The sequence below is a fragment of the Chamaesiphon sp. genome (genome assembly GCF_041738855.1).
GTDB lineage: Bacteria > Cyanobacteriota > Cyanobacteriia > Cyanobacteriales > Chamaesiphonaceae > Chamaesiphon.
Genome location: NZ_JBGSPA010000191.1, coordinates 56,948 through 83,817 on the forward strand (window position 1 = coordinate 56,948; position 26,870 = coordinate 83,817).

The following is a 26,870-nucleotide window of genomic DNA, read 5'->3' on the forward strand; positions in this document are numbered from 1 at the left end:
CATCGATCCCAGGACAGATTTTGTGGATTGCGCGGTTGCCAAAATTGGTATGGAGTGTGACAATGCGGTTGGTCTATTACTCAGGTAAATTTTAAAAGTACGTGCAATCTAATTTAATCGAACCAGCTAGTCAGAAAGGATCTGAATTTGAGCGCGAACGGCTGCCGTTCACCATTCAAGATGTCCGAGCAGCGATCCCCAAGTATTGTTTTGAGCCTTCTACCTGGAAGTCACTATCTTATTTCTTCCGTGATGTTGTAATTGTAGCTGGATTGTACGCGATCGCTTACAAGTTGGATTCTTGGTTGTTTTATCCAGTCTTCTGGTTCTTACAGGCAACGATGTTTTGGGCACTATTCGTGATTGGACACGATTGTGGTCATGGTTCATTTTCCCGACACAAGTGGCTCAATGACTTAGTTGGACACGTTTCCCACTCATTTATTTTAGTCCCCTACCACGGCTGGCGGATCAGCCACCGGACACATCACAAGAACACTGGCAATATCGAAACTGACGAAAGTTGGTATCCAGTATCTGAAGCCAAATATCAGGATATGGCTGGCTGGGAGAAGTTTCTCCGGTTCGACCTGACGCTACTATTGGCTTATCCCCTTTATTTATTCCGTCGTTCGCCCGAACGTCCAGGTGGTTCGCACTTCCATCCAGCCAGTCCTCTCTTTCGCGAGTCCGAAAAGTGGGATGTGATTACTAGCAGTATTTGGTGTGCGGCGATGGTGGCTTTAGTTGCTGCGGGGACATTTACCTGGGGTTGGCTGTGGCTAGTGAAGTTTTATCTGATGCCTTATCTCGGATTTGTAGTGTGGTTGGATTTAGTCACATTCCTGCATCACACCGACGATGATATTCCGTGGTATCGCGGTAAAGATTGGTACTTTCTCAAGGGTGCGATTTCGACAATCGATGTCGATTATGGTGTGATTAATGAGATCCATCACAATATCGGTACCCACGTCGCGCACCATATCTTCTTATCGATCCCTCACTACCACCTCCTAGAGGCAACAGAGGCGATTAAACCCGTTTTAGGAGAGTATTATCGGAAATCCGATCGCTCCATCTGGGCAGCCTTCTGGGACGCCAAGGAGAACTGTCACTATGTCTCGAATACTGGTAGTAAGGTCTACTATCGCTCTAAGTAGGTTTTAGGCTTTAGGCTTTAGGGGTAAGATTTCAGGCTTGAGGTTTTAGGACGTTGGATGCAATGCGAGTGTCCTAAATCTCTGGTACAGCTAAAAACTAAGCTGATGATAAACAAAAAACCCATTCCTAAAGCCTAATTCCTAATTTCCAACCCTAACACCTCAAGCCTCAAGCCTTCCCAACCCTAACACCTAAACCCTAAACCTCAAGCCTAAAGCCTAAAGCCTAAAGCCTTCCCAACCCTATGTTTCGACGTTATTTTTTGACTAGCCTGTTAGCAATTTGTTTGAGTACGATCGCGTGGTGCAATTTTACCCCGCCAGCAGGGGCGATGGGTGGTAAATTACCTGCAATGAATCAACCTGCGCCCGAATTTAGATTACCGACAAACACTGGAACGGGACGAGTGGCTCTAGCTGATTATGCTGGTAAATGGGTAGTTCTATATTTTTATCCCAAAGACTTTACCTCCGGCTGCACCTTAGAAGCGCGACGATTTCAACAAGACATCAATAAATATCAACAACGTCAAACTGAGATTGTCGGTGTGAGTGCTGATTCGATCGATTCTCATGCCGAATTTTGCGACTCAGAAGGATTAAAATTCCCACTACTGGCTGACACCGACGGCAAAGTTAGTAAATCCTACGGTTCCTGGATGGGGATCTACTCCATGCGCCATAGCTTCATCATCGATCCTCAAGGAGTCTTGCGCGCCACATTTACAGACGTCAACCCCACCGCCCATAGCCGAGAAGTACTCACCGAACTCGATCGCCTCCAGTCAGCTAAAATTTAAATTAGGCGATCGAGCATCAAAAACAACCCACCTCAGCCACACACAATCATCCCCCCTTCGCGCCCTTTGCGTTAAAAAAAAGACTCGATCCTAGCCAAATAATAGCAATAAGTCTCAGCGATCGATCGCCACAATCCCACCTAACCGAGCGCGACAAATAGCCGAAAGCATCCATTAAATTGACTCGAACTCAGCCGTAAGACTGAAAGAAGCTGTGAAACAGCCAAATGTCCCAAGTCGCGGGATCGCTCCATCAGTTACCATCGAAAGCAGCAAAGGTATCAGCATTATTATTAGCATAGTGGCTAGTGAGTACCTCATATCCAATTTGTGCCAGTAAGGATCGACTGTGTTCCTTGCCTAAATATTCAGCATCATTGGACAGCCAAGAATCGGTACAGATACTGCACACTAAGTCTACTTTACTATTAATAAGCAAGGGAGTTCGATGTTTATGGGAAGGATTTTTATCTGTGCGCTTTATGGTGGCTATGAAGGTGCTGCTACAGATCCAGAAACAATTGGGAGTGCGCCAAATGAAGCTAAAGAAATGGTGTTTTTGCGCGACTTAATCGTTCCAGAACTTCGCAATCGCCACTTTGAAGTCATTGCCGTACCTGATTTTGATAACCCTAGATTAGGCATCGATTGGATCGACAGACGCGCCAAACCAGGTGACATCGCGCTCGGTATTCATGCCGATGCTTACGCTCATTCCCAAACTAGAGGAGTGAGTACTTTTTATATTGCCAAAAACGGCGAACGCAAAAATCACGCTCAGATGTTGTTGCTATCCTTTTCCAGCCGCGTTCCCGATTTACCCAGTCGTGGAGCCAAGCCGGATACAGTGACTGGTACGGGAAGTCTCGCCTTTTGCCGACGATTGACAATTCCATCATTATTGATGGAAATCGGCTTTAGAATCGATAGTGAAGATCGCCAGAAGATCCAAGCTTATCGCCGTGAGATCGCCCTGGGGATTGCTGATGGCTTGGTCACTTGGAGTCGCGATGTGCAGATGCAAGCGACTAGTAGCAATCATACGGTACCAGTCCACCTCAAAGTCAATAACGAACCATATCCAGAATGGGGAATTGCGATCGATGGTAATGTCTATATCCCGATCGATCTCGCAGATCGATTGGGAGTCAACCTCGCGCTCAATCCTCAAATGCGGCGCATCCGCTATCGCGGAATAGTCTACATCAAAGCGATCGAATTACGCGATCTCAATATCTCGATCGTCTCCGAAATCGGACGTACCTATAATATTCGCTCTAAACACCCATTTAGTGCTGAAGAATTCGATCGATTAAGCGGTTGCGGTCATACCACCGCCAACCACCTCAATGATTTTATCACCGCCAACAATCCAGAGGCGATCGACCAATTTCCCAGCATCGGCGAAATTTATATCGAAGAAGCCAAAGCTGAAGATATCAACCACGATCTAGCCTTCGCCCAAATGTGTCTAGAAACACGTTTCCTGACCTTTGGCGGTGCCATCTTACCAGAATTTAATAATTTTGCTAGTTTGGGCGACAGACAGGCGGAATGGGCAAAATTCCCGAGTCTACGACTAGGCGTTCGCGCGCACATTCAACAGCTCAAAGCCTATGCTAGCAACGATCTGTTGGTTCAAGAATGTGTCGCTCCTAGATTTGAACTAGTCAAGCGGGGGATTGCACCAACGATGCGACAGTTGACTGGTCGCTGGTCGGCAGACGGACAGTATACAGTCAAAATCTCCGCAGTACTGCGGCGGTTGTATGAGACGGCTGGATTATTCTAGAGTGTCTGGCGATGGATCGCGTACATCGATCTCCAGAGAATGAGGTTACAATGATGATGGTGACTTCACCCTGTTGTTGAGAGGCGATCGGCTCTATTTCCGCTATGGCATTGGGTACGCTAAATCTATCTACCTTTGAGACCACAAAATCTCTACGACATGCAGGATTTATCTACCATTAGGTTCGATCGATTGAAGGTGCGCCATCTATTACTGGCGTTTGGAATCATCAATGTGGCGATCGCCATTTTACTGATTTCGAGCGGCATTGATGTCAACAATAAATTATTTACACCGCTCAGTTATCTTTCCTCATTTCTGGCTACCTGTGTGTGGATTTGCTATCGCTGCCAACAGGTAGGTATCGATCTTTTGCAAGTTATCGGCAAGCCAGATCGGCAGGTACGATGGTGGCAGATCATTGGCTTGGCTGTTGCCGGAGTAATTTTCTCACTAGCTTCATTTATTGTGTTTTTGGGGTTAATTTCCTATTTATTCCCCCAGTTTACCGAACAAGTCTTGGTAAGTATTACCAGCCGCAATAGTTTGACTCCAAGTGCTGATGATACTCCACTCGATCGCCTCCTCGTATTTCTGATGCTAGTGGTAGTAGCACCATTAGCTGAAGAGTTGATTTTTCGCGGCGTCATTTTACATCGATGGGCACAAAAATGGAGTCTACCGACATCCGTAATTGTCACATCACTAGTATTTGGATTTTTACATATCAATCCGATCGGGATTTCCATGTTTGGATTGGTGCTCGCGCTACTCTATCTCAAAACAAAAACTCTCTGGGTACCGATCGCAGCTCATGCTATCAATAACTTTATTGTATTCTGCATGACTCTCCAGACACCTTCAGCTACTGAAACAACCAGTTTATCGCTGCAAAGTCTCCAATCTAATTTGTGGGCGGGGTTGGTGATGATGGGGATATCATTGTTTTTCTTGGGAAGATTTATTCGGCGTAACTTTCCAGTCAAGCAACTTGCTAGCTCTAAATAGCGAGGGTGGCTGGTGCGATCGGCAACTCATGTGAAAATCTTGGGAAATTATTAAGATAAAACCTCACGGCAACAAATTAAATGTCGCTAGCGTCAAAAAAAACAGCTAAACTCTAGTGTATAGATGCAGTAGAGTGGGTCGCGCTCGACTTCAACCCTGGAAGTAAAGCCAGCTAGCTGAGATTGCTAAAAGAATTGTATAGATGTGATTTGTATGTCAGAACCAAACCAAACGCCCCCTAGCGACGATCGCTCCGAAATCTTAGCTCCAGCCGATAATCCGCTTACTTTAGCAAAATCACATCCCACTCTCAAAACACTGAGCCAAGGGAGTAAGTATATTTCCTTGCTGCTGCTCAGTACGATCGCGAGTTGTTCATTTGGTTACTTGGCTGCCAAAGAACAGCTTCCCACCAATATCGAACCATCCATTGCCGCTAGTGCCCAAGTAGCGGATAGTAGCAGTATCCTCAGTAGTGTCAATACCAACTTTGTCACTCAAGTCGTCGATAAGGTCGGGCCAGCAGTAGTCAGAATCAATGCCTCAACCACTGTCGCTGCCCGTCCTGGTGCAGGGGATGACATTGAAGATCCCTTCTTCCGGCGATTTTTTGGCAATCGCACTCCTCAAGGACAGCAGCCAGTAGAGCGCGAAGTCAGACAGGGGACAGGCTCCGGTTTTGTGATCGACAATAGCGGACGCATCCTCACCAATGCTCACGTTGTCGCTGGTGCGACCAAAGTCACCGTCACGCTCAAAGATGGTCGGACGATCGATGGTAAAGTCAGAGGGCTGGATCGAGTCACCGATGTGGCTGTCGTAGAAGTCGATGTCAAGAATTTGCCGAGTATTCAACTTGGCAATTCCGAGCAGATCAAACCAGGTGAATGGGCGATCGCGATTGGCAATCCCTTGGGATTGGACAATACGGTGACAGCAGGGATTATCAGTGGTACCGGACGCACTGGCGACGAAATCGGTGCGACCAACAAGCGCGTCAGCTATATCCAAACCGACGCCGCGATCAATCCTGGTAACTCTGGTGGCCCCCTCCTCAATGCCACCGGACAAGTCATCGGCATGAATACTGCGATCCTGCGCGGTACCCAAGGTTTGGGATTTGCGATCCCGATTAATACCGCCATGCGGATTGCCAACCAACTGATCGCCACAGGCAAAGTCGATCATCCCTTCCTCGGCGTACAGATGGTCAATCTCACCCCCGAACTCAAACGAGCGATCGCCAACGACCCCAACGTCAATTTCAAAGTCGATGTCGATAAAGGTACCCTCGTTGCCCGCGTCGTGCGGAACTCCCCCGCAGCTACCGCTGGAATTCGTTCTGGAGATATCATTCAGAGCGTCAATGGCAAACCTGTCCAAAACTCCAACCAAGTGCAGCAAGCTGTCGAAACAACCAAGATAGGCACAAGTATCCCGATTAAAGTGCGCCGCAACGGACAAGACATCAGCCTGAATATCACCCCCGTCGCCGCTCCACCCATCACCGCCGAACCCGAATAACTAGGCTTCGTTGCGATTGGTTTACCCCCCCAACCCCCCGATCGAGGGCAGGAGGCTCTTGCCCATCCCCGCATCTTCGGCGAGGGTTGGTGTGGGGTAAAGATCTCCGCAGCAAATCAAATAACTTCTTGGTACGCGGTACGATGCTAGTAGGGGCAATTCATGAATTGCCCCTACTAGCTAGTTGTAAGTTATGCAATCCACGTTCATGAGGTATCGATTGAGCGACATCGGGTTGTTGATTTACCTCGCCCAAGCCCCCGTTTATCGTCCCCTATATCCTCTGCTTTGACTATATATTTTTACACCGATCGAGAGCTACCTTATGGTTGCTTCTCCAACTTTTCCAAGCACGGATTTGTGATGGATAAATTGTGGTGGTATACTACCGAACATTATTTCCAAGCCCAGAAATTTGTCGGCACACCCTATCTCGAACAGATTCGATCGATTCGGACACCCAATGATGCTGCCAAACTAGGGCGCAAACGTACTTTCCCACTCCGCAGTGATTGGGATGAAGTCAAAGACGAAATTATGTATCGGGCGGTGTTGTGCAAGTTTCAGATCCACCTGGATATTCGCGACATTTTGCTCGGTACTGGCGATGAACCGCTCGTCGAAAATGCTCCCAATGATTATTATTGGGGATGTGGTAAAGATGGGAGTGGTCGCAATCAACTTGGATTGACTTTAATGCGAGTCAGAGAGATATTGAAAGGGTAGTTGAAAGTCACTGTTTTGCCTCACTCTCCCAACCAAACTGACGAAGTTTTCTCAGCAGACATAACGGCGTAAGCTGCAAATCGTCAATGGTTTGAGTCTGGGACTTTGATGACAACTATACTCCTACTCTCTACCCTCTACCCTCCACCCCCTAATTGCATGATTAAATCCTGGCTGGTAATTGGCATCGTGGCGATCTTAGTCGCATTTGGGTTGGGGCGGTTGAATACGCCAGAAGGATATCGGTGGTTCAATCGGCAACGCCGCCCCCAATGGTTGACATTTGAGGGCTTGATTCCAGTTATTTGGACGGTAATTCTCATCTGTGGGGTGTGGTCGGCATACAATGTCTGGGAAGCCGCTCCCGCCAATAGTTCACCGTGGGGACTGATGGCACTGTATCTGCTGCTAGAGGTGGCAATTATGCTATACACGCCTTCTATGTTTTGGTTCAAGAATCTCCACGCTGGTACGCTCGTCGGCGCGTCAGGATGGTTTATCGGGTTGCTACTGGCGATCTTGGTTTACCCCGTCTCCAGTACAGCCACATGGCTACTCGTGCCCTATCTCCTCTGGAGTCCGATCGGTACTTATGTAACTTGGGCGATGGAAGGGTTGAATCGGAATTAGGCATTAGGCTTTCAATACGGTTCGGTTAGCTAGTTAGGTAGCGGTTGAAACCGCTGCTAGTGATGCAAAGTCCGCCTTCGCGGACTGACAATATCTAAGAAAATGGACTTAACCGAACCGTATTGATTAGGCTTTAGGTTTTAGGTTTTAGGCTTTAGCGGATGCGCGATACGTAGGCTTCGCCGAGGGTTTAGCGACCCAAATCACGCGGAGGTTCCCTCCGCATGTGTTTAGTTCAAGACAGCGCACCAAGCAGGTTTTAGGGATAGAGGGTCGAAATGAGTGGGGATCGATGTCAAAGTGACATCGATCTGTGGCAGATGCTACCTGAATACAACGAACAATAGCGAACTTGTCCGCTATCTCCCTACCCTCTATCCCCTAAAGCCTAAAGCCTAAAACCTAAAGCCTAATTACTCTAGTACAATAGCGATCGAAACCATCACACAACAAGGATATAGCGATCGTGGGCGAAAATTTATCACTACTATTAGAACCGCTGGCTAGTCAATTTCGCGCCCTCAATCTGCCCACATTGCTGACTCAATGGGGACATCCCTTCTTTATGAGCATCGTCATGTTTGCGATGGGTGGGTATGGTGCTTATGCTGGTTGGAAAGGAAGAATCTTGACAGCTAGCGATCCCGAACTAGCCATCGCTAGCAAGGCAGAGCATCGGAAAATCATGCCAGTGATGTTTGCCTTTATGGCGATCGGTGCCACTGGTGGGATCTTATCATTAGTCATCCAAAAACATGCCATTATGGCGAGTCCGCACTTTCTGACTGGCTCCATCGTCCTGACTTTTCTAGCCATCAATAGCCTCATTTCGGTTACTGGCTTTGGTGGTAACAAACCAGAATTGCGGAAAGTTCATGCCTATTTTGGCAGTACGATCGGAGTATTGATGGTCGTCCATGCACTCATGGGCTTGAAGTTGGGTTTGTCGATTTAGGTTCGAGTAGTTTGAAGTAGGGTGTGTTGCTTCGCCGTAACACATCAATGTCCTATTTCAAAGCTCTGTAACTACATAACTCGATCGCCAAATTTGAGTACCTTTGGGCTGTTTACGGGCAGACTCAAATACCTCTGTAAGCTGCGCCAAATCTAACCTGAGTGGTCTATTTTGTGCTGCTGTCAACCATCGCCAATCTGGTGATTTGGCAAAAATACCTGCCCACAGCTCGGTAGTGCCGACAGTCAGAGGTTGCAAGTAGGGAAAGGGCGATGGTGGTGATTGCGGCAATCGTTGCAATCCGCCTGAGAGTATGGGATTGGCGATCAAAGGTGAGGGAGAAAGCATGACAATATTGCCAGATGCGTCTCGTTCTAGCAATAATAGATAACCAGTAAGCCCCGCAGGTATCTCGATCGATACTGATGTCCGACTGACGATCGTCTGCACAAATTTTTCATTTTTTACGCCATCATTAGTAGCGATCTTTGCTACTGGTTCAGCTAATACCAACCCAAATCGATCGCTGGCATTTTGGGCTAATTTCCACAGCATTTCCCACTGCGTGTTGAGATTGCGATCGAACCATTGCACATCGGTAAAAAAATCTGCTCGATCGAGATTCAGTCCATAGAAAATCGCTTCCCAAGTCGGTCGATCCAACTTTTGACCATTAAAAGCTCTTCTAGCAGTTGGTTCGGTATGAATTTCTGGAACTCGCGATAATAATTTCTTCGCAGTCCCAATTTTTCGAGCAGTGAGCATTGCTTTCCACCGAGCTTGCCCGATTGCCGACATCTCGATCGCGATGAGGTGCGATCGATCTACTCGATTGGAATTAGGAGTTTGCATCTTATTTGAATTTTGGCACTGGTCAACCGACAGCATCGATCCGATCTTGTCAGCAATTCTTCTAGTATAGACCTCAAGATCCGATCGAACATTTATCGGCACGATCTCGCCAAGGTCGGTATTTAGACCCCTATATATGAGGAATTTTTACCACAATGCGATCTCTGTGCCACTCTTGGGGAACAGTATAGACAGGATAGTAGATCTCCTGCCATACCTCAAATGCTCACTAGCTAACGCTTACTGAAGACTGTCACATGAGTTTTAATTTTGCATACCTATCTGGGGGTAGACTGTACCTGAAATTGGGTGCGGCGACTGCCCAAGCCATCGCCAGTGAGTTTGGACGAGCCGCACAGCAGCGGGGATTGGAGTTGCAGCGGCGCAATGGCTGGAAGCAAAAGAATCTGAGTGCGAGTTTGATGCCCAACGGTATCTCTGGCGATGTCCAGCAACAGGATCGCTTGAGAGTAGAGACTGCCGCAGGCATAGTTCCGGTCGCCGTACAGGGTGTTTGCCCGACTGGTGCCGATCGCTTGTTGTATACCCTCGCCGCTGGAGAAGTGGGAGGGATTTTTACGCTCGAACGGTTTGTCCCCGTCAATATCAGCGGTGGATCGCCCGCAGAGCAGCATCAGCAAGCAAAAGAGAAAAGATTATTTCATAGTGCTGATTTTAAAGTCGATCGCGTGGACTTTCATCCTGATTATCAACTCATCGCCTGTGCGACGATCGGCAAAGATGGAACGGCAAATATCGCGACGATGCCTGTCAATGCCGTCCAGCTCGAACAGGTAACCGAAGGCGACTCGATCGATCTCGCGCCCAAGTGGATTCCTGGCTTTCGACGGGCGATCGTCTTTCAGTCAGCAGGGATCGGGCGCGATAGTATGGGTGCGATCGTCGAACAAAAGCATTCGACAATCGAGCAACTAGACATCGATCGCCAAGAAGTGATAACCCTCGCCAGTGACCCCAAATATGACCTCCTCAGCCCCCAAATGACTGCCGACGGTACCCTTTACTATATTCGCCGTCCCTACCGTTCGCTCCAGCAAAGAATGTCGTTGTCGCAACTAATCAAAGAAGCAATCCTCTCACCAGCACGGCTCCTCAGAGCCATCTGTGAGTGGCTCAACCTCTTCACCCGCAGCCATACAGGCAAGTCACTGATCCCACTACCACCATTGGCACACAGTCACGCCCAGCAGATGGTATTTTTGGGGAGAGCGATCGATGTTGGCACCCAGATCGAGCGCAATCGACGGTTCGGCGATGCTGACTCGCCTGCACTAGTACCTCGCTCGTGGGAACTGATCGAGCAATATCCCCATCGGGAACCAAAAACGATCGGTCGTGGCGTCTTGGCTTTTGACGTTGGTGCCAATGGGCAAATCATTTATAGCAATGGTAGTGCTGTCTATGGTGTCCTCCCTGGCGGTGTCGCCCAGCGGTTGGTAGTAGATCGCCCGATCTCTCAAGTAGTCATCCTCGATCGCGACAATCATCTCAACTAACGCATGAACTTTCAGGAATAATCGATCGCCTTGCTGTAGACTCGATCGAGGCGGGTGGATTGTCATCATGCCTCACCAACAACATATTGTGTGTGAGTGTTACAAATCATGGCAACCACTGAATCGCGTTATCGATTCCCTGAATTACTAGCTGGGTTAAGTTTACTGTCTCTATCGCTGATTGTTAGCTCATTTCTGTGGGCGGGAGCGATTCGGAGTATGAAGCGCGTCGATGATGCCTTGCTGATTACTGGTTCGGCAAAACGCCCGATTAAATCCGACTACATCGTCTGGAAAGTATCGGTATCTAGTCAGCAGCCAACTACTCAAGCCGCCTATCAAGAGCTAAAAGCCAGAATCGATCGCGTCCAACGCTATCTCCAAGCGGCAAAGGTGCCAGCTTCAGAAATTTCCCTTGATTCGCTCGAAACCGTGGCGATTCCCGAACTGTTTGACGGCAAAGAAACAGGCAAAACTGCTGCCTACAAACTCAGCCAAAGACTAGAAATCCGCTCGAATCAAGTCGATCGTTATGCCAAACTATCACAGCAGATTACCGAACTCATCACCGAAGGTATCCCCCTCAATTCCGAACCACCAGAATATCTCTATACCGAACTAAGCAAGGTCCGGATCGAGATGGTGGCTGAAGCAACCAAAGATGCCAAAGCCAGAGCCGAATCGATCGCCAAAACTACTGGTAACCGCGTCGGTGGCGTGCGGAGTGCTGATACGGGCGTATTTCAAATCACGCCGCGCTACTCAACGGTGGTGAGCAGTGAAGGGCGATACGATACTAGTTCGATCGACAAAGAAATCACCGCAGTCGTATCAGTCACATTTGGGATTGAGTAATCGATGCTCATCAATTGCTAAATAACAACAAAAAGCAATTCATCAATTGTGCTTTCTGGCGATCGATCGCGCATTTCATCCCCATCTGCGGCAATGTCACAATTGCCGTCTACAAATTTTTATTACGTTCTTTGTCCCGAGCTGGATCGATGTTTGCGCTCGATCGTAGCATAGACAGAATTTAATTAATTTTTTGAGCAGATGCCTTATATCAATAATGACGGAGATACCAGATTAAATAATTTCCCCACCGAACCCAAAATGTATGTAGCCCAATCAACCAGTACCGATCTCAATCGTAACTATCTCACGATCGGTATCGTTGGTTTAGTGCTAGTCGTCGGCTCGATTTTAATTGCCGTGGCTGTGTCTTGAATTAGGTGTTAGGCTTTAGGCTTTAGGCTTTAGGGGTAGAGGGTAGAGAAAATTGTCGATCGCTAGGACGCAAGCGTCCCAAATTTCATCACCTAACACTTAAAGCCTAACACCTAAAGCCTAAAGCCTAAAGCCTAAAGCCTAAAGCCTAACTCCTGATACGCCCTAAATAACAGTCATTGAGCCAGATGGCGACTGCTGTACCGACGATCGTTTTGCTGCTCTCGACTGGGGGTGAGATGAGATTGTTGGCGAGAGGGAAGCCGCCAGTCCGCGTATAGATGTTCACCAATCGCCATCCCAGCCGCGTCTTGGCAATAAATAACCAGTGAAACTGCTGTAACTGTGCCGATCGCACTCCGGTATATTGACGTTCTAAAGTAGTGACAAATATCTGTGTAGGCGCAGCTTGGGGAAAGTTCGGTGTGTACTCACGACTGAGGATGTCGAGCGGTTGAAGTTCTGGTCTACTTGCAATCTCGATCGAACTATACACTTTATCCGTCCGCTTGCGCCTGGTTTGAATGATGCGGTTGGCATAGCTGGGCAAGTCTCGCACCAACAGGTTGGCGAGGGTATCTAGTTGCTCTGGACAGGTATTTGGTACTGCTCCCACGATCGCTCTCAATTGTGGTTGCAACCTGGGGGCGCGATCGTCACACGCATATTCAACGAGCTGTGGACATGGGGGTAGATAATTCACATTCACAACCGATTGTTTGAGCGATCGCCCATTATTATAATCCAAAACGATCGGTATCCCAAACTACAAAATATCCGCTGGAGGGAACCTCCATGACGTGCAACTATCAACTGTCAACTATCAACTATCAACTATCTACTGATTTCGGACTTGGGCGGCTAACTGCAACAATTCCGACCACCGGAGTTTGAATTTCTTTTCTGTCAATCGGAGAGTTGTCATGATTGATTCATTGCTATGATTGGATTGTTTGAGCTGCATCAATGTCTGCTGCTCGATCGATAGTTGAGCTGCAAACACATCCCATTGACGCTCTGTCAATCCTAGTTGGCGATCGATCTCTGCTCCTAGCCATTGGTGAACTAGTTCCCAATTGGCAACTCGCGCAAACTTTTCGATATGATACTTAAACTTTTGTTGGAGATAGTCGCGTTCGCGAGTCGTCAATCCTAGTGTTTTTTCAATTTCAAGTGCTGAGATATCTTCTAGCTTCAACAGCAGATAATCAATACAAGCTGGTTGATTCTGTGCTGTCAAATAAGCTACTAATTCCTCAATTACCCGATCTCTGAGGACGCCATCGCTGGCATCGACATTATCCGAGACCATTTTGGCACGGATTTGTTGCATCATCTTGGAGCCAGCATCACTATCTTCATCGCGGGCAGTCTCAAAAGCTTGCTCGATATCTACCGATGTTTCGCTGGGCTGCCGCTTGGCAAAAGTCTGAGCGCGGAGGACGATCAGTTGTTGGCTGCTACCATAGCGGAGCTGAATCCGCCGCTTGCCATAGCATTCTGTAAATACCATGTACTCTACCAATTGGAGCAGAGTGCGTGGCGTATAGGTGTCGCCGAGCGCATTTTCCCGCCGAAAAGCTTTGAGCGACTCGGTATAAAATTCTTGGAGAAAGTCTTCAATCAGTGCATACCGAGCTTGAAATCCTAGTTGAGACTGGGGGATCGTAATATAGCGATAAACGATCGAACTCAGATGAGTGTGCAGTTCGATCCGTCCTTGTCTGGAACCCAACTGGTAATAATAAAGACATTTTGACACCCGATGACGTGCCAAACCCACCCGCCAAGATTCACAAATGCCCGAATTTTGAATCCGCTCGCTCTTGGCACAGATCCGATCGATTTCCACCGCAATCCGCTCGGCGATCGCTCTGACTTGCCCTCCCGGTGCCTTGACATGAACGTCCAGAGCCGCGACCAACATCTCCGGCAGTGGCTGCTTGCTAGATAGTAATACTAAGTTCGACTGCGATCGTTGACGATTGCTAGTAGCTGGCAGACAGTGTGGATGCGCGTTCATGGTGTGATTTTTCCCTGACGATGTGAGCTGATAGTTGCTTACATATCGAATGTACGCGCTAAATCCTGGAAATACGTATGACGTGTGTCACTTTTTTTACATTAGATCGATCGCTACTCTTGGTGATACAGCAGCAAACATCCGGCTAGTAGCTCAACGTCAGAGTGAGTTGTGGTTTTCAGCGACTGGTGACATTGCTACTTGTAACGGATTGAGTCAAGATTTGTTGCGAATCAATGCAGATTTGTAATGGACAGTTGTCCAAGTGGCACACTCAAAAGATAGATTCCCAGAGTGTGATGGGGCAGGAGTTATGGGAGATAGTTAAGAAATTATAATTACTGTTGAGATCGAGCCTCAGTAACAATTGGTATAAAAAATACTACTTCTTGCCACCGAAGAAATAGGCATTCATGATTTACCATCCACCGTTCACCTCTACCCTCTGTCTTGATGCGCTGTCTTGTCTCGCGAAACCCTCGACAAAGCCTACGTATCGCGCATCGCTACCCTCTACCCTCCCAATACTAGTAATTTTGTTTTGTCACAAAATGTGAGATTGAGTACTAAGCAAGAAGTCTGTTGGCTTACAAATTAGCTTCAAAGTGCGATCTTACCAACAGAGCTGGGCATACTCTAAATAGAAACTGTATTGTCAGGGTGGTACTGCATATTAGCTCAGTTTCAAGCATCATTGCCGCGATGATTTTGGGTGCCGCCGTTCTAGTCTCTACACAATTGTCAGATAGCCAGAGATGCCTACCCCCATCGAAATCAGAAATATGACAGATGCCGATCTGCAACCCATCCGCGTGTTGTTGGCGGAATCAGATCCAACAGAGAGCGATCGCCTCAAAGCTAATGTCGATCGCGTATTCCAAAGTGGTATCAAGATTGTCAAAACTTATGACCAACTGGTAGGAAGTGTGACGATCGAGCGACCGCATGTGGTGATTTTGGGCAAGATCGATCGCTCTAGTTACTCGGAGATCGCCCACGCATGTCACCAGATCCTACCGGATCTACCGATCGTGCTGCTCTCCTCACAAGGGATTATTATCGATTCTTTTCGCCAATTGGTCAAAACCTGTGGTCTGACAGAGGTGATTACTAGAGACTCAATGGATCTCGATCGGTTGTTGCAGACGATCGCGACAACTGTCAGATCGCAGTCACAGACTCAACGATTGGGAACGCCGACGGCTCAACCCAGTCGCCAGCATCTCGTCACTGAGCCGTTGGGAAAACCGCTCACAGCGACGATCCCACCGCCGCCTAGTGCGTTAGGACAAAGGGCGATCGCGGGACACATCATGCTTGCCGCATTGGCAGAGATTGTCAAGGTGAGCAACAACTACTTTGGGCCACTAGCGCAAGGTAATTACTGGCGCAAGGCACATACTCGGATCGTCAATGAATTTCCGTTTGTTGCCAACTGGTCGGCAGATCACTTCAGCAAAATTGATTGTACCGAGAGCGTCTTGGATCGGGAACTGACAGCCGAAGATATCCAGAGTTTGCGGATCTGGGTCGGGTTATTTATTGAAGAATGCGAACGAATTATTATTGACTATCGATCGATATTGCAAAATTCCGATCTCTCGCCACCCGCCCAAGACTTACTCACTACTACGTCCTAACCACCCACAACTAATCAACCATCTCATGGCAACAGTTACCATCACTATCGAAGGCAAGCAAGTGACAGCCACAGAAAACTCCACCTTGTTGTCGGTGTTCAAAGAGCATGATATCCTCGTCAACCAGATCTGTGGCGGGCAAGGGATGTGTGCTTCGTGCCATTTTTTCGTAGTAAACGGGTTGGAATCTTTGACTGCGCCCACACAGCAAGAGCAGATGACACTTCAGTTTACCAAGATCGATCGACCTGGGGCGAGGCTGGCTTGTCAAACTCGGGCGATCGGCGATGGGATCGTCATCGAGTTGCCGACCGGAACTTTTGTCGAGTCAGAGCAAGACTTGGAACAAAAGATCGGCAAAAAAGCCGCCAAAACACTGATCCACCCGCTGACGGGTGAGGTATTGGTAGAAGCAGGTAAGTTGGTATTGCGATCGGCTCTCGAAAAAATGAAAGCAGCAAGCGACAAGTTTACAGATTATTTAGCAAAAAAATAATCTCGATAGCAATAACGATCGACAACTTGGGATAACTATATACAGAAGGATACAGACGATCGGATCTGCGCTCAATTCTCACTGCGTTAGTTGTGGCAATCGACAATCATTACAGAGTTACCTTATGATCTCTCAAGAGCGAAACCAAATTTCACGAGATCCCCTCGTGCCGAGTCGCGCTACCCGCGATGCCTGTCACTACAGTCGTGCCAAGTTTTTCAACTTTGACACGGAACAGGGCAAGATTGAAGACTACCATCACCAGCGCAATCTCCTCGTCGGTGAAGACTTTATCGTCTCATTATTGAAAGGGCTAGAACACGAAGTTGGCGAAGCCGCTGGATGGCTGTGCTATCAGATTGGGTATGATTGGGGCAAACAGGATGCGGTACTGTTTCAGGCTTGGTTCAAGGAATTCTACAATCTGACGATCGAGACTACCAACTTGGCATTTGCGCTGGAAACTTGGTGGTGGCCCTTTACAGCCCAAGGCTGGGGCAAGTGGTCGCCCAATCTCAGTGGTCGCGAAAGTGGTTTTTTCTACATCGATCTGTATGACTCGGCAGTAGCCAAATCCTTGGGATATGTAGGCAAACCAGTCTGTCATCTGTATTCGGGATTGCTGGCTGGCTTCTTTAGCGTCGCTTTCAATCAGAATCTATGCAGTACTGAAATCCAGTGCTATGCAATGGGTAATGATTTTTGTCGATTTTTGGTCGGTTCGGAAGACCGGATTCAAGCCGCCGAATTTTGGATTACTACTGGAGCAAATGCGACCGAGATTGCCGAACGATTTGAAGCAGGCGAATTCCCCGTCGAACCCGAACTCGCGATTCTTCAAGGGAGAGGCTCCGCCAACGCTGCAAGTGTAGTATGAGTAACCGCAACCAACGTCGGAAAAGACATCCGTTTGTTCGATTTATTCGATCGGTTTTGAGGTTGATTCGGGCGATCCTCAAGCCCAAAAAACGCCTCTCTAGATCGCTCGATCGCCACGGTAGCCGGAGCAGCAGCTTCGAGCTTTTACCTCCCGATTTTCAGCAAGTCGCCCCCGATGTGCCGAGTGAAACTACGGCGATCTCGATCGCTACACCACTAGCAATCTCTACTCAAGCTTCCTCATTCGAGACGATTGGGGAATTATTCGATCGGGTACAGTGGCAGATGCTACCAACACCGATTGTAGTCAAAGTAGCGGCTCCTCCTCAAATTGTACGAACTAATTTAGCTAGTCCAAGTGGATTGTCGCTGGAGACAGTTGGGGAATTATTCGAGCGGGTCAAATGGCAGATTTCAACTCCAACTATCCAGGCAAAAGTTGCTAGTACTGGTAGAGTTGTGAGGACTCACGATGTTTCGCTAAATTGAAACTCGATGGCAGTCAGGCGCGATCTGCTCACCAAATATTTTGATAATTTAGATTTTCTTCATACAGAGCTAACACATGATTACATTATTAGAAGCATTAGTTGAAGGTGCCGATGGCACTTATGCCAGCAAGCAAGATCTTCGTAACCTGGAACATGCAATGTTTTCCTGGGCGGAGCGCAAAGAGGCATATTTGGCAGTCCAAACCAACGAAACATCAATCATCGATCGCGCGATGACATTGATGCAAGCAAGCAAAACTACTCCAAATGATAATGCGATCGATAAAGCGAGAATTGTCCGCTGTCGTCGCGATCTCACTTTGGCATTGAGATATTATGCGCTCGGAATGCTGTTGCAAGATGAGGAAATGTTGAAGGATCGGTTTCTGTATTGGCAGAAAAATGTCCTCCAAGCAATGGGTTTACATCATTATCATGGCGTTCAATTTGTATTCGAGTCAATTTGTACTGAGCTACCCAAAGAACAAGCTAACTTATTCAAGCCTTATTTCAAACTCGGCGAACAAACAATCATGTCCAATTAAAGTAAACAGTTGACAGTTGACAGTTGACAGCGATTCACCATCCACCATTCACTATCCACCATCCTTAATACATAACTCGATACTGGTAAAAGAGTAGTTTTCCAAATTATGACCACATCGACAATTTCCATTCCGGCAAATTGCTTTAATCCCAAAAGCTATGTCAAATCCCACCCTACATCGGGATTGTTATCAACTAGACATGGCGATCGGTTGATTGCTATCCCCGAAGTATTATTACGCAGTATCCCCAAAATTTTGCGAGTAGAAGCAGGCGAAGCTTCCTATCTAGCCCTCTATACTTTTGGCAACAACTGGGGCAAAACTTTTGGCGATCGCATGGTACAGGATATGGTCAAATATTATCGCCAGCCGCTATTGGAAACGATTTCCACGGAATTTTTTGCCAATGTCCAATCAGTGTGGGCAGTTCATGGTTTGGGTAGACCTGAGATCGATTTTAGACTTGCCAAACGCGGACTAGTAATCGTGACGATCGCTAATTCGGGGATTGCCAGCGGGATGACTGTTGAAGATACTCCTACCCACCGTTCCTTCAGTCTTGAAGCAGGTTTCCTCGCAGGTTGGTTCTCTACTCTAACTAGCCAAAAACTTGGAGCCTGTGCCACGAATTGGCAAGAAGCTCCCACCTCGATCCAGTTCCTAGTTGGGAGTGTGCCACACATCGAATCGATCGAACGCGCCCATCTCGATCGCGGGATGTTGACCCCCGATGCACTCAACTCGCTCTAGTCCCTCAGTTTGCTCCCACCCCACCATCACCCCACACCGATGCCTGTCACCGTTCTATTCTTACCCGATCGCATTACCGTTACCGCGCAACCAGGTGAGTCATTGCTCGATGTCGCCGAGCGCGGCGGTGTCTCGATTCCAACTGGTTGTCTCCGAGGTGCCTGTTATGCCTGTAAAGTAGCAATCGAAGGGCATGACAATCCCGTTCGGGCGTGTATTGCGACTGTCCCCAGCGACGAATTATCGATCGTCCATCGCTACATCGCTACCACCAATTAGACCTCGCACCATCCACCATTCACTGTCTCGTTGGCGTAGCCTCTCCCTCAGGAGAATCGCGCTAAACCGTCGGGGAACAAAGGCGGGAGCGAATCGCCATTCACCATCCACCATCCACCCACTACCCCAGATATCTAACTTCACACTAGGAGTAAGCCATCGATCGAGAGTATAATACTCATGAGTTTTTAGGCGATCGCCAGCTAGATATGACAGGCAGACTGATAGTTTTAACTGGACCTAGTGGTGTCGGCAAAGGGACACTACTCACAGCTCTCCTCGCACGGCATCCCGAACTATATTTGTCTGTCTCTGCGACCACCAGATCGCCCCGTGAAGGCGAGGTTGATGGCACTCACTACTATTTTTATCCCCGCGATCGCTTCGAGCGGGAGATCGCCGCTGGCGCACTTCTGGAGTGGGCGGAGTTTGCTGGGAATTATTATGGTACACCGATCGCCCCAGTACAAGCGCAACTCGATCGAGGACGATCGATCGTCCTCGAAATCGAGCTAGCTGGAGCCAGACAAGTTGCCAGCATCTTTCCTGATGCCTTACGGATTTTTATCCTCCCACCCGATCTTCAGACGCTCGAAACTCGGATTCGCGAACGCGGTACTGAAAGCGAAGCAGCGATCCTCAGCCGCTTGGAGCAGGCGCAAGTAGAAATAGCTGCCCAAGCTGAATTCGACTTCCAAGTTGTCAATGATGACTTTGAGATAGCTTTAGCAGAACTCGATCGGTTGGTGTCACCAATTTAAAGAGTTAACGCTATAGATCTTTTTGTACTAGCTACTCGATCTAATACCGCGTAGTTCCATCTGTTCCATAAAAAACTCTTCAAGCGAGGCGCGTCCTTGTTGGAGCGAGATCAATTCGGCATTCATCAAGCGCAAAGTAGCCATAAACTCTTGCGGGTCGCCATGCAGTTTTCCCGACCAAATATCATCACGATAATCGATATTATCGATCCAGCGATTGAGGATATCGCGATCGCCGCCGCTACCAGCGATATAATAATAGCGATCGCGATCGGTCAGTAATTCTGCTAAAGTTCCGCAGCAGATTAATTCGCCTTGGGCTAAGATCCCCACTCGATTGCAGATTTGTTCGACTTCAGCTAAGACATGACTATTGAAGAACACAGTCTTACCGCGATCGCCCAGGGAGACGATGATATCGCGCATCTGTTTTCTGCCTAGTGGATCGAGTCCAGACATCGGTTCGTCGAGGAAAACGAGTTCGGGGTCATTGATTAAAGCCTGAGCCATCCCGACCCGTTGTACCATCCCTTTGGAGTACTGACGGAGTTGTTTTTTCTTGGCGGCTGACTGAGCCAAACCCACTAGTTCGAGTAAGGCGGGAATGCGTTGTTTCTGGATCGATCGCGGTATTTCAAATAGTCCGGCGGTGTATTCAAGCAACTCCCAACCTGTCAGAAAGTCGTAGAAGTAGGGGTTCTCTGGGAGATAGCCGATATGTTGTTTGATCGAGCGATCGCCCAATGGTTTGCCGAGCAATAATCCCTTGCCACTAGTTGGTTTGACAATTCCTAGCAAGGTCTTGAGGAGCGTAGTTTTGCCCGCACCATTCAAGCCCAACAGCCCAAAAGTTTCACCGCGTTCGACTTGCAATGTACATTGTTTTAATGATTCAACCTTGCGATTGAGCCAAAATCCGGTGCGGTAGACTTTGCCTAGTCGATCGGTCTCGATCGCGGATGCGATCGTGTAAGTCGGTGCCGCTCGATCTAATACTTGAGTAGTGATAGTCATAATTATCGGGGTCGGGGTAGAGAGGATCGATCGGAGCCAAGTGTCGAGCAATGCGCGCATCTGGTGCGGTATGGAGCCAAAATCGCTCTCGCAAAAAACCGATCGCCTCTCTACTTTATCCTGTGCCGAATCCTTCGTAAATGAAGTCAGCTAAATACTCAATGCTGCTTTGATTTGAGCGAGGGCGGATGCCTCTGCGGGGCTGACTTTGGGATCTCCCGAACCAAATAATCCGCTCCCTGCCGCGCTGGCAACTGCTTCGGCACAAGCATAGATAAATTGTTTGAATTCGGTAATTTCTTGAGGTGTTGCTTTGGTACCGATTGTCGCGATCGCCCGATCTACAGCCGATATCGATTTGGTGATGACGGCGCCAGACTCGATATCAGCGGCGGTGACATCTGGTTTACTGCGGTGGATCTTGCCACTAGTTAGCACTGCTTCGGAAAATGTAGCTTGGACGATCGAGTTATTGGGATACTTTTTGGCAGCACCAGCGAGTTCTTTGGACAGGGTGACGGCTTCGATCGCAGTGGAAACAATGCCCATATCTGCCAGTGCGACTGCCATCCCGATCGACATCGGAGCTTGCGCGATCGTGTTGAGTTCTTCAGGAGTATATGTCATGGTAATTTTTGATTGGGTTGCTCAGACTGAGTGTATTTTAACAGTTTCAAGTTATTTACACCGGATTGTCTAGCGGTGATGCCAGCGCAAAGTCAGCAGCAACTAAGTTCATTTGTACCTGTATTTGCATAATTGAGTATAATATCTAGATATAATATAGTAGATGTCCTTGGTGCCAAGGTCGGGAGCTACGAGCTGAAAATGTTGGCTAGATCGTCTAACGATCGCGTTGACTAATAATTGAGATAATGGGGTAAATTATTCATCTCCCATCTGACATGGCAATCATCTCCTCAAAACAGCCAGCATCTGATGCCGAACAGCCGCCCAAACAGAGGAAGAAAAGTAGCAATAAACCATCTCTCCCCATGCAGTTAGCCACTGTTGACTCAGAAATACTCCAAGCCGATCTCACCAATCCTGAAGAAAAGATCCAGGAAGAAAGTCTCAGACCGAGTAGTATCCGCGAATATATCGGTCAAAAAGATCTCAAAGGCGTCCTCGATATCGCCATTCAAGCTGCCAAAGTCCGTCATGAATCCTTGGATCATTTGCTCTTGTATGGGCCGCCAGGACTGGGTAAAACGACGATGGCGTTGATATTGGCGTCGGAAATGGGCGTAAATTGCAAGATTACGGCAGCTCCAGCACTGGAGCGTACCCGCGATATCTATGGGATCTTGATGCGATTGCAGCCTGGTGATATTTTATTTATCGATGAGATTCATCGTTTACCGCGTGTCACTGAAGAGATCCTCTATCCAGCGATGGAAGATTTTCGGCTAGATATCACACAGGGACAAAATGCAACGGCGAAGATGCGGAGTATTGCGCTACCCAGATTTACGCTGGTAGGCGCAACCACCAAGATCGGTTCGCTGACAGCTCCATTACGCGATCGCTTTGGACTGGTGCAAAAGCTCCGCTTTTATGAGGTGGACGAATTGACACTTATCGTCCAACGGACGGCAGATATTTTGCAAACTTCAGTCACATTCGAGGGTGCGGCGGAAATCGCCAGACGATCGCGCGGGACGCCTCGGATTGCCAATCGCTTGCTCAAGCGGGTGCGGGATTACGCGCAGGTGAAAGGGTGCGCTCAGATCGACGGGGCGATCGCTAGTGCCGCGATGGAGATCTATAATGTCGATCCGCTGGGATTGGATTGGGTCGATCGCTTGTTGCTCACCACGATGACGGAGCAGTTCAATGGTGGCCCAGTGGGCTTGGACGCGCTAGCGGCATCTACAGGCGAAGATCGTCAGACGATCGAGGAAGTATACGAGCCGTATCTATTGCAAATCGGCTACCTCCAACGGACGCCACGGGGGCGGGTAGTAACGGCGGCGGCGCGGCGGCATTTGGGATTGACAGGGGGCGATAGTAGCGCACAGTTGTCCTTCCTAGAGGAATAGACCTCCGGCGAACATGCCAAACATCGCGGTAGTATAGCATCACAGACTTGGCGGTTGCTATACCTGCGGCTTTGAAGAGATCGCGAATTTCTTCAAAGCAGGTGCGATCGGACATATCGATAGCTCTTGCGAACTACATTTAGCAATGAGTAAGGAATACGTAATTTTAATGGTCGGATAATGGGGCAATATAGCCAATAATAAGCTTGTTTTAAGTGCCGCCATTTGGGGCAGGTGCCGGGATGCAAAAAGTCAGAGACATCTACGACGTAGCCCTTGCCTTCAAACATCATCACATTCCGTCCATGCACATCAAAGGGATTGAGTCCTTGAGCACGCGCATAATCCAAGGCGCGATCGATATCTTGAATGACTTGCTCTGGGATACTTAATCCCTGTTGCACGCTGTCATACAGAGTGGCTCCATCCAGCCGTTTGAGGACTAGGAAATTTGCGCCAGCATACAGACATTCCGAGAAAGCTGGGTGAGCACCGAGCCGCCGATAAACCTCGGTTTCTTCTTCAAAACCAGCCAAGCCAGGAGCATAGATTTTGACCACTTGCTGGGGATAGTCGGGATGAGCAAATACTGCTGCATAATTGCCAGCACCCAAGAGCTGCCAAGGAATTGGTACTTGCTCGACTACTACCGGATTATGAGTAGAACTACTTTTGAGGTGAATCTGGGTTAATAGTTCTCGGTCGATACATTGGATAAGTTGACTCAACAACGATCGATCGAACTCTGGACTTTCCGCTCCGCTGATGTGAGGTGGGCGCATGGTCATGGTCGCTACTCCTGCTGTAATTGGATAGATTAAGTTCGCACCTACTGGGACGAGCGATTGAGTTTGTTAATCATTAGTGGTTGATTTTAGTCGCAATCTGAAAAACAGCAAGATACGAGAGTGGGATCTGGCGATCGTCATTTTGTGATAATACTATTCGCAGTCTTGCTAATAGCTCGGATCTGTCTGCTGGAGATAAGGCAATACAAGGTGAATAGGTAGTCAAAAGTCCGAGATAATCATCGATCGAATAATTAACTTCGATCGCTCGGTATTCTTGATGTAGGTCTGTAAATAGTCCAGAATCGATCGCCGATCTAGCAATCGTACTCACCTCACTTAATTGAGTTTCTGGCTCTTTGTATGTGGCAAAAGTCGGTAAATATCGCTCGAATACTTCAGCTAAATTGTCAAAAATATCAATCGGTGGCTGCATCCCCGTATTCCACAATAATATGAGCTTACCGCCAGCTTTGAGCAGCGATGCGGCTTTGAGATGTTTGTCTGCTGGGGCGACCCAATGCCAAGAAGTTGCTGCAATAATGGCATCGAATGAGCGATCTGCTGGCTCCCATTCTTCAAAATTACTGTTAATAATTTCGACATGGGGATAGACAGCCGTCTGTTGACGAGCGATCTCACTCGCCTCTACACTTGGCTCTAAAGCAACTACTGAAAATCCTCTTTGAGCTAACGATATCGTCGCTGTACCTGGGCCACAACCGACTTCTAAAATCTTCCCATTTCCAGGTATTTTGGCAACTTCGACAACACGATCCAACAATTGTACTGAATACTTTGGTCTGACGCGATCGTAAGTTGCGGCGACAGCATTATACCAGTTATGGCGTTGGTGTGACTCTGGAGTAAATGTTTGATACCAGTTGATGCTTGCTTCAGAATTTGACATGGTAGCTACATCGATATTCATTTTGGTTGACTGTCTAGAAGGTGACAATCATTCGATCGAGTGATGTCACTGGGGGCGATTTGCTTCACACTAGACCTAACAGTTAATTACCCTGAATATTTGAATATGAAAACTAGTAGTAATAGTCACGCTTCCGAACTCAATCCTCCCGAAAATATTACCCCATCGATTGGCACAACTATTAATGGGATTCTGATCTTGCTCCCATTGACTCTAGTACTCGTCGGCTTATTTTCTCATGTGATTAATCCCTAGTTTTGATAAAATAGTTACCATATTTGTAGCTGAAAATTGTTCCTAAATATCCCCGACTGCTTGCCAAAAATCGGGGATAGATATCGCATTATAAGGGGCGATAAGCTCTGTAGTTGATACTGGGGAAAATATTGTCCATCGTCTCGACTTTTTCCAACCAGCCACTATCAACCTTTCGCGCTTGGAGTTCGTCATACAGTTTGTGGAAGCGGACTAGATGCGATCGCGTACGGCGAATAGCATAAGGTACCATCGTCCCCGTGCGCATGATAAATGCCCAGTCCGAAGATTGCGCTAGTAACAATTCCCGTGCGGCTTGATTGAGCGCGCGCCACTGCAATTCATCCTCTGGCTCCATCCGTGCCAATTCGATCATCCGTTCGGCACCTTTGTGGAGGTGTGGATACACCCATGCATTAGTCTCATTCAACCAGTATTCGTGGAAACCCTTGTAACCCCAGCTTGACTGGGACGGACGGCATACTTGTTGCGTCGGTTCGGCGCGAAGGTAGTCCGCCAAGTGCGTCATCTGGTAGGTTTGTTGATCGTACCAAGATTTGCGGAAGAAGAAATCGATGAACCACGGTCCCTCATACCACCAGTGACCAAATAATTCGGCATCGTAGGGCGAGACAATCAGCGGCGGACGCGGCATCATCCCCGCGAGATTACCGACCTGTTGCTGGCGATTGTACATGAAGTTCTGAGCGTGATCGGCAGCTTTTTCCTTCGCCCAATAGGGATCGTAGAGAGCCTTTTCGCCACCAGTCTTCGAGGTGATCTTGTGATACTTGATCCCGATATTTTTGCGTTGACCGTTGGGCATGATGTACGGCTTGATATAGTCGTAATCCGCATCCCAACCTAGATCTTTATAAAATTCCCGATATTCTGGTGCGCCTGGATAGCCCACCATCGACGACCATACTTGTTGCGAAGACTCTTGATCGCGTCCGAAGGCTGCGACCCCAGTTTCGGTAAAGATCGGTGCGTAGTTGCCAAATCGCGGACGGGGACGGGCGTACATAATCCCATGTCCATCCATCAGGAAATAGCGCAAGCCAGCATCCGCCAGCATCCGCTCCAAGCCTTCATAATAAGCACATTCTGGCAGCCAAATCCCCTTGGGAGCGCGACCGAAATTTTCTTCATAATGTTCGCACGCGACGCGAATTTGTGCCCACACTGCCTCGGGGTACATTTTCATCAGTGGCAAATAACCGTGAGTCGCGCCACAGGTGATGATTTCCAGATTATTGCTATCTAGAAATCCTTTGAAAGCACCGATCAGATCGCGATCGTGTCGTTCCCAAGTTTTGCGAATTGCCGCAAATTCGCTGACATAATACTCGGCTAGATACTTGATATGTCCATTGTGCTCGTTGCTGTCAATCTCTTTGTGGGCTAATTCTTCTAACTTGGCGAGATGCTCGTCATAGCGATCTTGGAGCAAGGGATCGCGCAGCATCGACACCAATGGCGGCGTCATGCTCATGGTGATTTTAAAATCGATCCCATCCCGTTTTAATCCCTCAAAAACGTGGAGTAGGGGAATATATGTTTCGGTGATGGCTTCGTACAGCCATTCTTCTTCGAGCACAAAATCGCTCTCAGGATGGCGGACAAAGGGGAGATGAGCGTGTAATACCAACGCAACATAACCGAGCGGAGTACTCATAGGGATAGCATGTGGGAACAGGAAATGGCAGATAGCAAGACACTATCGTTAATCTTATTTTAAGCTTTGCGTCCTCTTTTGTTTGTTACTTGTTATTT

General features: G+C 48.1%; 30 protein-coding genes. 22 read left to right on the forward strand and 8 right to left on the reverse strand.

Going from position 1 to position 26,870, the window contains the following annotated elements; all coding sequences use genetic code 11:
- Positions 1-101: 101 nt before the first annotated feature.
- The 8 genes from ACEW9I_RS20625 to ACEW9I_RS20660 all read left to right on the forward strand — a co-directional run bounded on the left by ACEW9I_RS20625 (position 102) and on the right by ACEW9I_RS20660 (position 8,598).
- On the forward strand, positions 102-1,163 hold the full coding sequence (locus tag ACEW9I_RS20625) for a DUF3474 domain-containing protein (RefSeq protein WP_373542204.1): 1,062 nt from the start codon (positions 102-104) through the stop codon (positions 1,161-1,163).
- Positions 1,164-1,408: 245 nt separating this feature from the next.
- Positions 1,409-1,963: a peroxiredoxin gene (locus ACEW9I_RS20630; protein ID WP_373542205.1), complete on the forward strand. Its 555-nt coding sequence runs from the start codon at positions 1,409-1,411 to the stop codon at positions 1,961-1,963.
- Positions 1,964-2,417: 454 nt separating this feature from the next.
- Positions 2,418-3,755, forward strand: a complete 1,338-nt coding sequence (locus ACEW9I_RS20635; protein ID WP_373542206.1) for an N-acetylmuramoyl-L-alanine amidase — start codon at positions 2,418-2,420, stop codon at positions 3,753-3,755.
- A gap of 159 nt (positions 3,756-3,914) precedes the next feature.
- Entirely contained in the window at positions 3,915-4,763 is an 849-nt protein-coding gene (locus ACEW9I_RS20640; protein ID WP_373542207.1) for a lysostaphin resistance A-like protein, read from the forward strand.
- 213 nt (positions 4,764-4,976) lie between these two features.
- Positions 4,977-6,287 carry an HhoA/HhoB/HtrA family serine endopeptidase gene (locus ACEW9I_RS20645; protein ID WP_373542208.1) on the forward strand — a complete coding sequence of 437 codons (1,311 nt, stop codon included), beginning with the start codon at positions 4,977-4,979 and terminating at the stop codon, positions 6,285-6,287.
- 288 nt (positions 6,288-6,575) lie between these two features.
- Entirely contained in the window at positions 6,576-7,013 is a 438-nt protein-coding gene (locus ACEW9I_RS20650) for an NADAR family protein (RefSeq protein ID WP_373542209.1), read from the forward strand.
- A gap of 159 nt (positions 7,014-7,172) precedes the next feature.
- Positions 7,173-7,643 (forward strand): TspO/MBR family protein, encoded by a 471-nt coding sequence (locus ACEW9I_RS20655; protein WP_373542210.1) that lies wholly within the window; start codon positions 7,173-7,175, stop codon positions 7,641-7,643.
- A gap of 466 nt (positions 7,644-8,109) precedes the next feature.
- On the forward strand, positions 8,110-8,598 hold the full coding sequence (locus ACEW9I_RS20660; RefSeq protein WP_373542211.1) for a DUF4079 domain-containing protein: 489 nt from the start codon (positions 8,110-8,112) through the stop codon (positions 8,596-8,598).
- Between the two features lie 57 nt (positions 8,599-8,655).
- Here the strand turns inward: ACEW9I_RS20660 and ACEW9I_RS20665 are convergent, their stop codons facing one another.
- On the reverse strand, positions 8,656-9,450 hold the full coding sequence (locus ACEW9I_RS20665; protein WP_373542212.1) for a hypothetical protein: 795 nt from the start codon (positions 9,448-9,450) through the stop codon (positions 8,656-8,658).
- Positions 9,451-9,707: 257 nt separating this feature from the next.
- Here ACEW9I_RS20665 and ACEW9I_RS20670 point away from each other — a divergent pair, with 257 nt between their 5' ends.
- The 3 genes from ACEW9I_RS20670 (at position 9,708) to psb34 (ending at position 12,197) form a co-directional block, all read left to right on the forward strand.
- The gene (locus tag ACEW9I_RS20670; RefSeq protein WP_373542213.1) at positions 9,708-10,967 is read left to right on the forward strand and encodes a hypothetical protein; all 1,260 of its coding nucleotides are present in this window, start codon (positions 9,708-9,710) and stop codon (positions 10,965-10,967) included.
- A gap of 108 nt (positions 10,968-11,075) precedes the next feature.
- Positions 11,076-11,822, forward strand: a complete 747-nt coding sequence (locus ACEW9I_RS20675; RefSeq protein WP_373542214.1) for an SIMPL domain-containing protein — start codon at positions 11,076-11,078, stop codon at positions 11,820-11,822.
- 201 nt (positions 11,823-12,023) lie between these two features.
- Positions 12,024-12,197, forward strand: coding sequence for a photosystem II assembly protein Psb34 (gene psb34 / locus ACEW9I_RS20680; RefSeq protein ID WP_373542215.1), 174 nt, complete (start codon positions 12,024-12,026; stop codon positions 12,195-12,197).
- Between the two features lie 148 nt (positions 12,198-12,345).
- Here the strand turns inward: psb34 and ACEW9I_RS20685 are convergent, their stop codons facing one another.
- Together ACEW9I_RS20685 and ACEW9I_RS20690 are read right to left on the reverse strand one after the other, a co-directional pair.
- Positions 12,346-12,945 carry a hypothetical protein gene (locus tag ACEW9I_RS20685; protein WP_373542216.1) on the reverse strand — a complete coding sequence of 200 codons (600 nt, stop codon included), beginning with the start codon at positions 12,943-12,945 and terminating at the stop codon, positions 12,346-12,348.
- 90 nt (positions 12,946-13,035) lie between these two features.
- Positions 13,036-14,220: a hypothetical protein gene (locus tag ACEW9I_RS20690; RefSeq protein ID WP_373542217.1), complete on the reverse strand. Its 1,185-nt coding sequence runs from the start codon at positions 14,218-14,220 to the stop codon at positions 13,036-13,038.
- A 34-nt stretch (positions 14,221-14,254) separates the two neighbouring features.
- Between ACEW9I_RS20690 and ACEW9I_RS20695 the strand changes: the two genes are divergently transcribed.
- The 9 genes from ACEW9I_RS20695 (at position 14,255) to gmk (ending at position 20,064) form a co-directional block, all read left to right on the forward strand.
- The gene (locus ACEW9I_RS20695) at positions 14,255-14,470 is read left to right on the forward strand and encodes a hypothetical protein (RefSeq protein ID WP_373542218.1); all 216 of its coding nucleotides are present in this window, start codon (positions 14,255-14,257) and stop codon (positions 14,468-14,470) included.
- A 505-nt stretch (positions 14,471-14,975) separates the two neighbouring features.
- Positions 14,976-15,860 (forward strand): hypothetical protein, encoded by an 885-nt coding sequence (locus ACEW9I_RS20700; protein WP_373542219.1) that lies wholly within the window; start codon positions 14,976-14,978, stop codon positions 15,858-15,860.
- Positions 15,861-15,885: 25 nt separating this feature from the next.
- Positions 15,886-16,356 (forward strand): 2Fe-2S iron-sulfur cluster-binding protein, encoded by a 471-nt coding sequence (locus ACEW9I_RS20705; RefSeq protein ID WP_373542220.1) that lies wholly within the window; start codon positions 15,886-15,888, stop codon positions 16,354-16,356.
- Positions 16,357-16,480: 124 nt separating this feature from the next.
- Positions 16,481-17,233, forward strand: a complete 753-nt coding sequence (locus ACEW9I_RS20710; RefSeq protein WP_373542221.1) for a V4R domain-containing protein — start codon at positions 16,481-16,483, stop codon at positions 17,231-17,233.
- On the forward strand, positions 17,230-17,724 hold the full coding sequence (locus ACEW9I_RS20715; RefSeq protein ID WP_373542222.1) for a hypothetical protein: 495 nt from the start codon (positions 17,230-17,232) through the stop codon (positions 17,722-17,724). The genes ACEW9I_RS20710 and ACEW9I_RS20715 overlap by 4 nt, the downstream gene beginning before the upstream one ends.
- A gap of 76 nt (positions 17,725-17,800) precedes the next feature.
- Positions 17,801-18,271, forward strand: a complete 471-nt coding sequence (locus ACEW9I_RS20720) for a phycobilisome protein (RefSeq protein WP_373542223.1) — start codon at positions 17,801-17,803, stop codon at positions 18,269-18,271.
- A gap of 108 nt (positions 18,272-18,379) precedes the next feature.
- Entirely contained in the window at positions 18,380-19,024 is a 645-nt protein-coding gene (locus tag ACEW9I_RS20725; RefSeq protein WP_373542224.1) for a hypothetical protein, read from the forward strand.
- Positions 19,025-19,033: 9 nt separating this feature from the next.
- Positions 19,034-19,303: a 2Fe-2S iron-sulfur cluster-binding protein gene (locus tag ACEW9I_RS20730; RefSeq protein ID WP_373542225.1), complete on the forward strand. Its 270-nt coding sequence runs from the start codon at positions 19,034-19,036 to the stop codon at positions 19,301-19,303.
- 209 nt (positions 19,304-19,512) lie between these two features.
- Positions 19,513-20,064 (forward strand): guanylate kinase, encoded by a 552-nt coding sequence (gene gmk, locus ACEW9I_RS20735; protein ID WP_373542226.1) that lies wholly within the window; start codon positions 19,513-19,515, stop codon positions 20,062-20,064.
- A gap of 27 nt (positions 20,065-20,091) precedes the next feature.
- Here the strand turns inward: gmk and ACEW9I_RS20740 are convergent, their stop codons facing one another.
- Positions 20,092-21,078, reverse strand: coding sequence for an ABC transporter ATP-binding protein (locus ACEW9I_RS20740; protein WP_373542227.1), 987 nt, complete (start codon positions 21,076-21,078; stop codon positions 20,092-20,094).
- 150 nt (positions 21,079-21,228) lie between these two features.
- A complete protein-coding gene (locus ACEW9I_RS20745; RefSeq protein WP_373542228.1) occupies positions 21,229-21,705 on the reverse strand; it encodes a hypothetical protein in 477 nt (158 codons plus the stop codon).
- Between the two features lie 278 nt (positions 21,706-21,983).
- Between ACEW9I_RS20745 and ruvB the strand changes: the two genes are divergently transcribed.
- On the forward strand, positions 21,984-23,120 hold the full coding sequence (gene ruvB, locus ACEW9I_RS20750; protein WP_373542229.1) for a Holliday junction branch migration DNA helicase RuvB: 1,137 nt from the start codon (positions 21,984-21,986) through the stop codon (positions 23,118-23,120).
- A 92-nt stretch (positions 23,121-23,212) separates the two neighbouring features.
- On the opposite strand, the gene ACEW9I_RS20755 is transcribed toward ruvB, so the two are convergent.
- Positions 23,213-23,908 (reverse strand): serine/threonine protein kinase, encoded by a 696-nt coding sequence (locus tag ACEW9I_RS20755; RefSeq protein ID WP_373542230.1) that lies wholly within the window; start codon positions 23,906-23,908, stop codon positions 23,213-23,215.
- Positions 23,909-23,981: 73 nt separating this feature from the next.
- Positions 23,982-24,818 carry a class I SAM-dependent methyltransferase gene (locus tag ACEW9I_RS20760; RefSeq protein ID WP_373542231.1) on the reverse strand — a complete coding sequence of 279 codons (837 nt, stop codon included), beginning with the start codon at positions 24,816-24,818 and terminating at the stop codon, positions 23,982-23,984.
- Between the two features lie 126 nt (positions 24,819-24,944).
- Here ACEW9I_RS20760 and ACEW9I_RS20765 point away from each other — a divergent pair, with 126 nt between their 5' ends.
- Positions 24,945-25,094 carry a purine permease gene (locus ACEW9I_RS20765; RefSeq protein WP_373542232.1) on the forward strand — a complete coding sequence of 50 codons (150 nt, stop codon included), beginning with the start codon at positions 24,945-24,947 and terminating at the stop codon, positions 25,092-25,094.
- A gap of 88 nt (positions 25,095-25,182) precedes the next feature.
- Here the strand turns inward: ACEW9I_RS20765 and ACEW9I_RS20770 are convergent, their stop codons facing one another.
- Positions 25,183-26,772 carry a glycoside hydrolase family 57 protein gene (locus ACEW9I_RS20770; protein ID WP_373542233.1) on the reverse strand — a complete coding sequence of 530 codons (1,590 nt, stop codon included), beginning with the start codon at positions 26,770-26,772 and terminating at the stop codon, positions 25,183-25,185.
- Between the last annotated feature and the right edge of the window lie 98 nt (positions 26,773-26,870).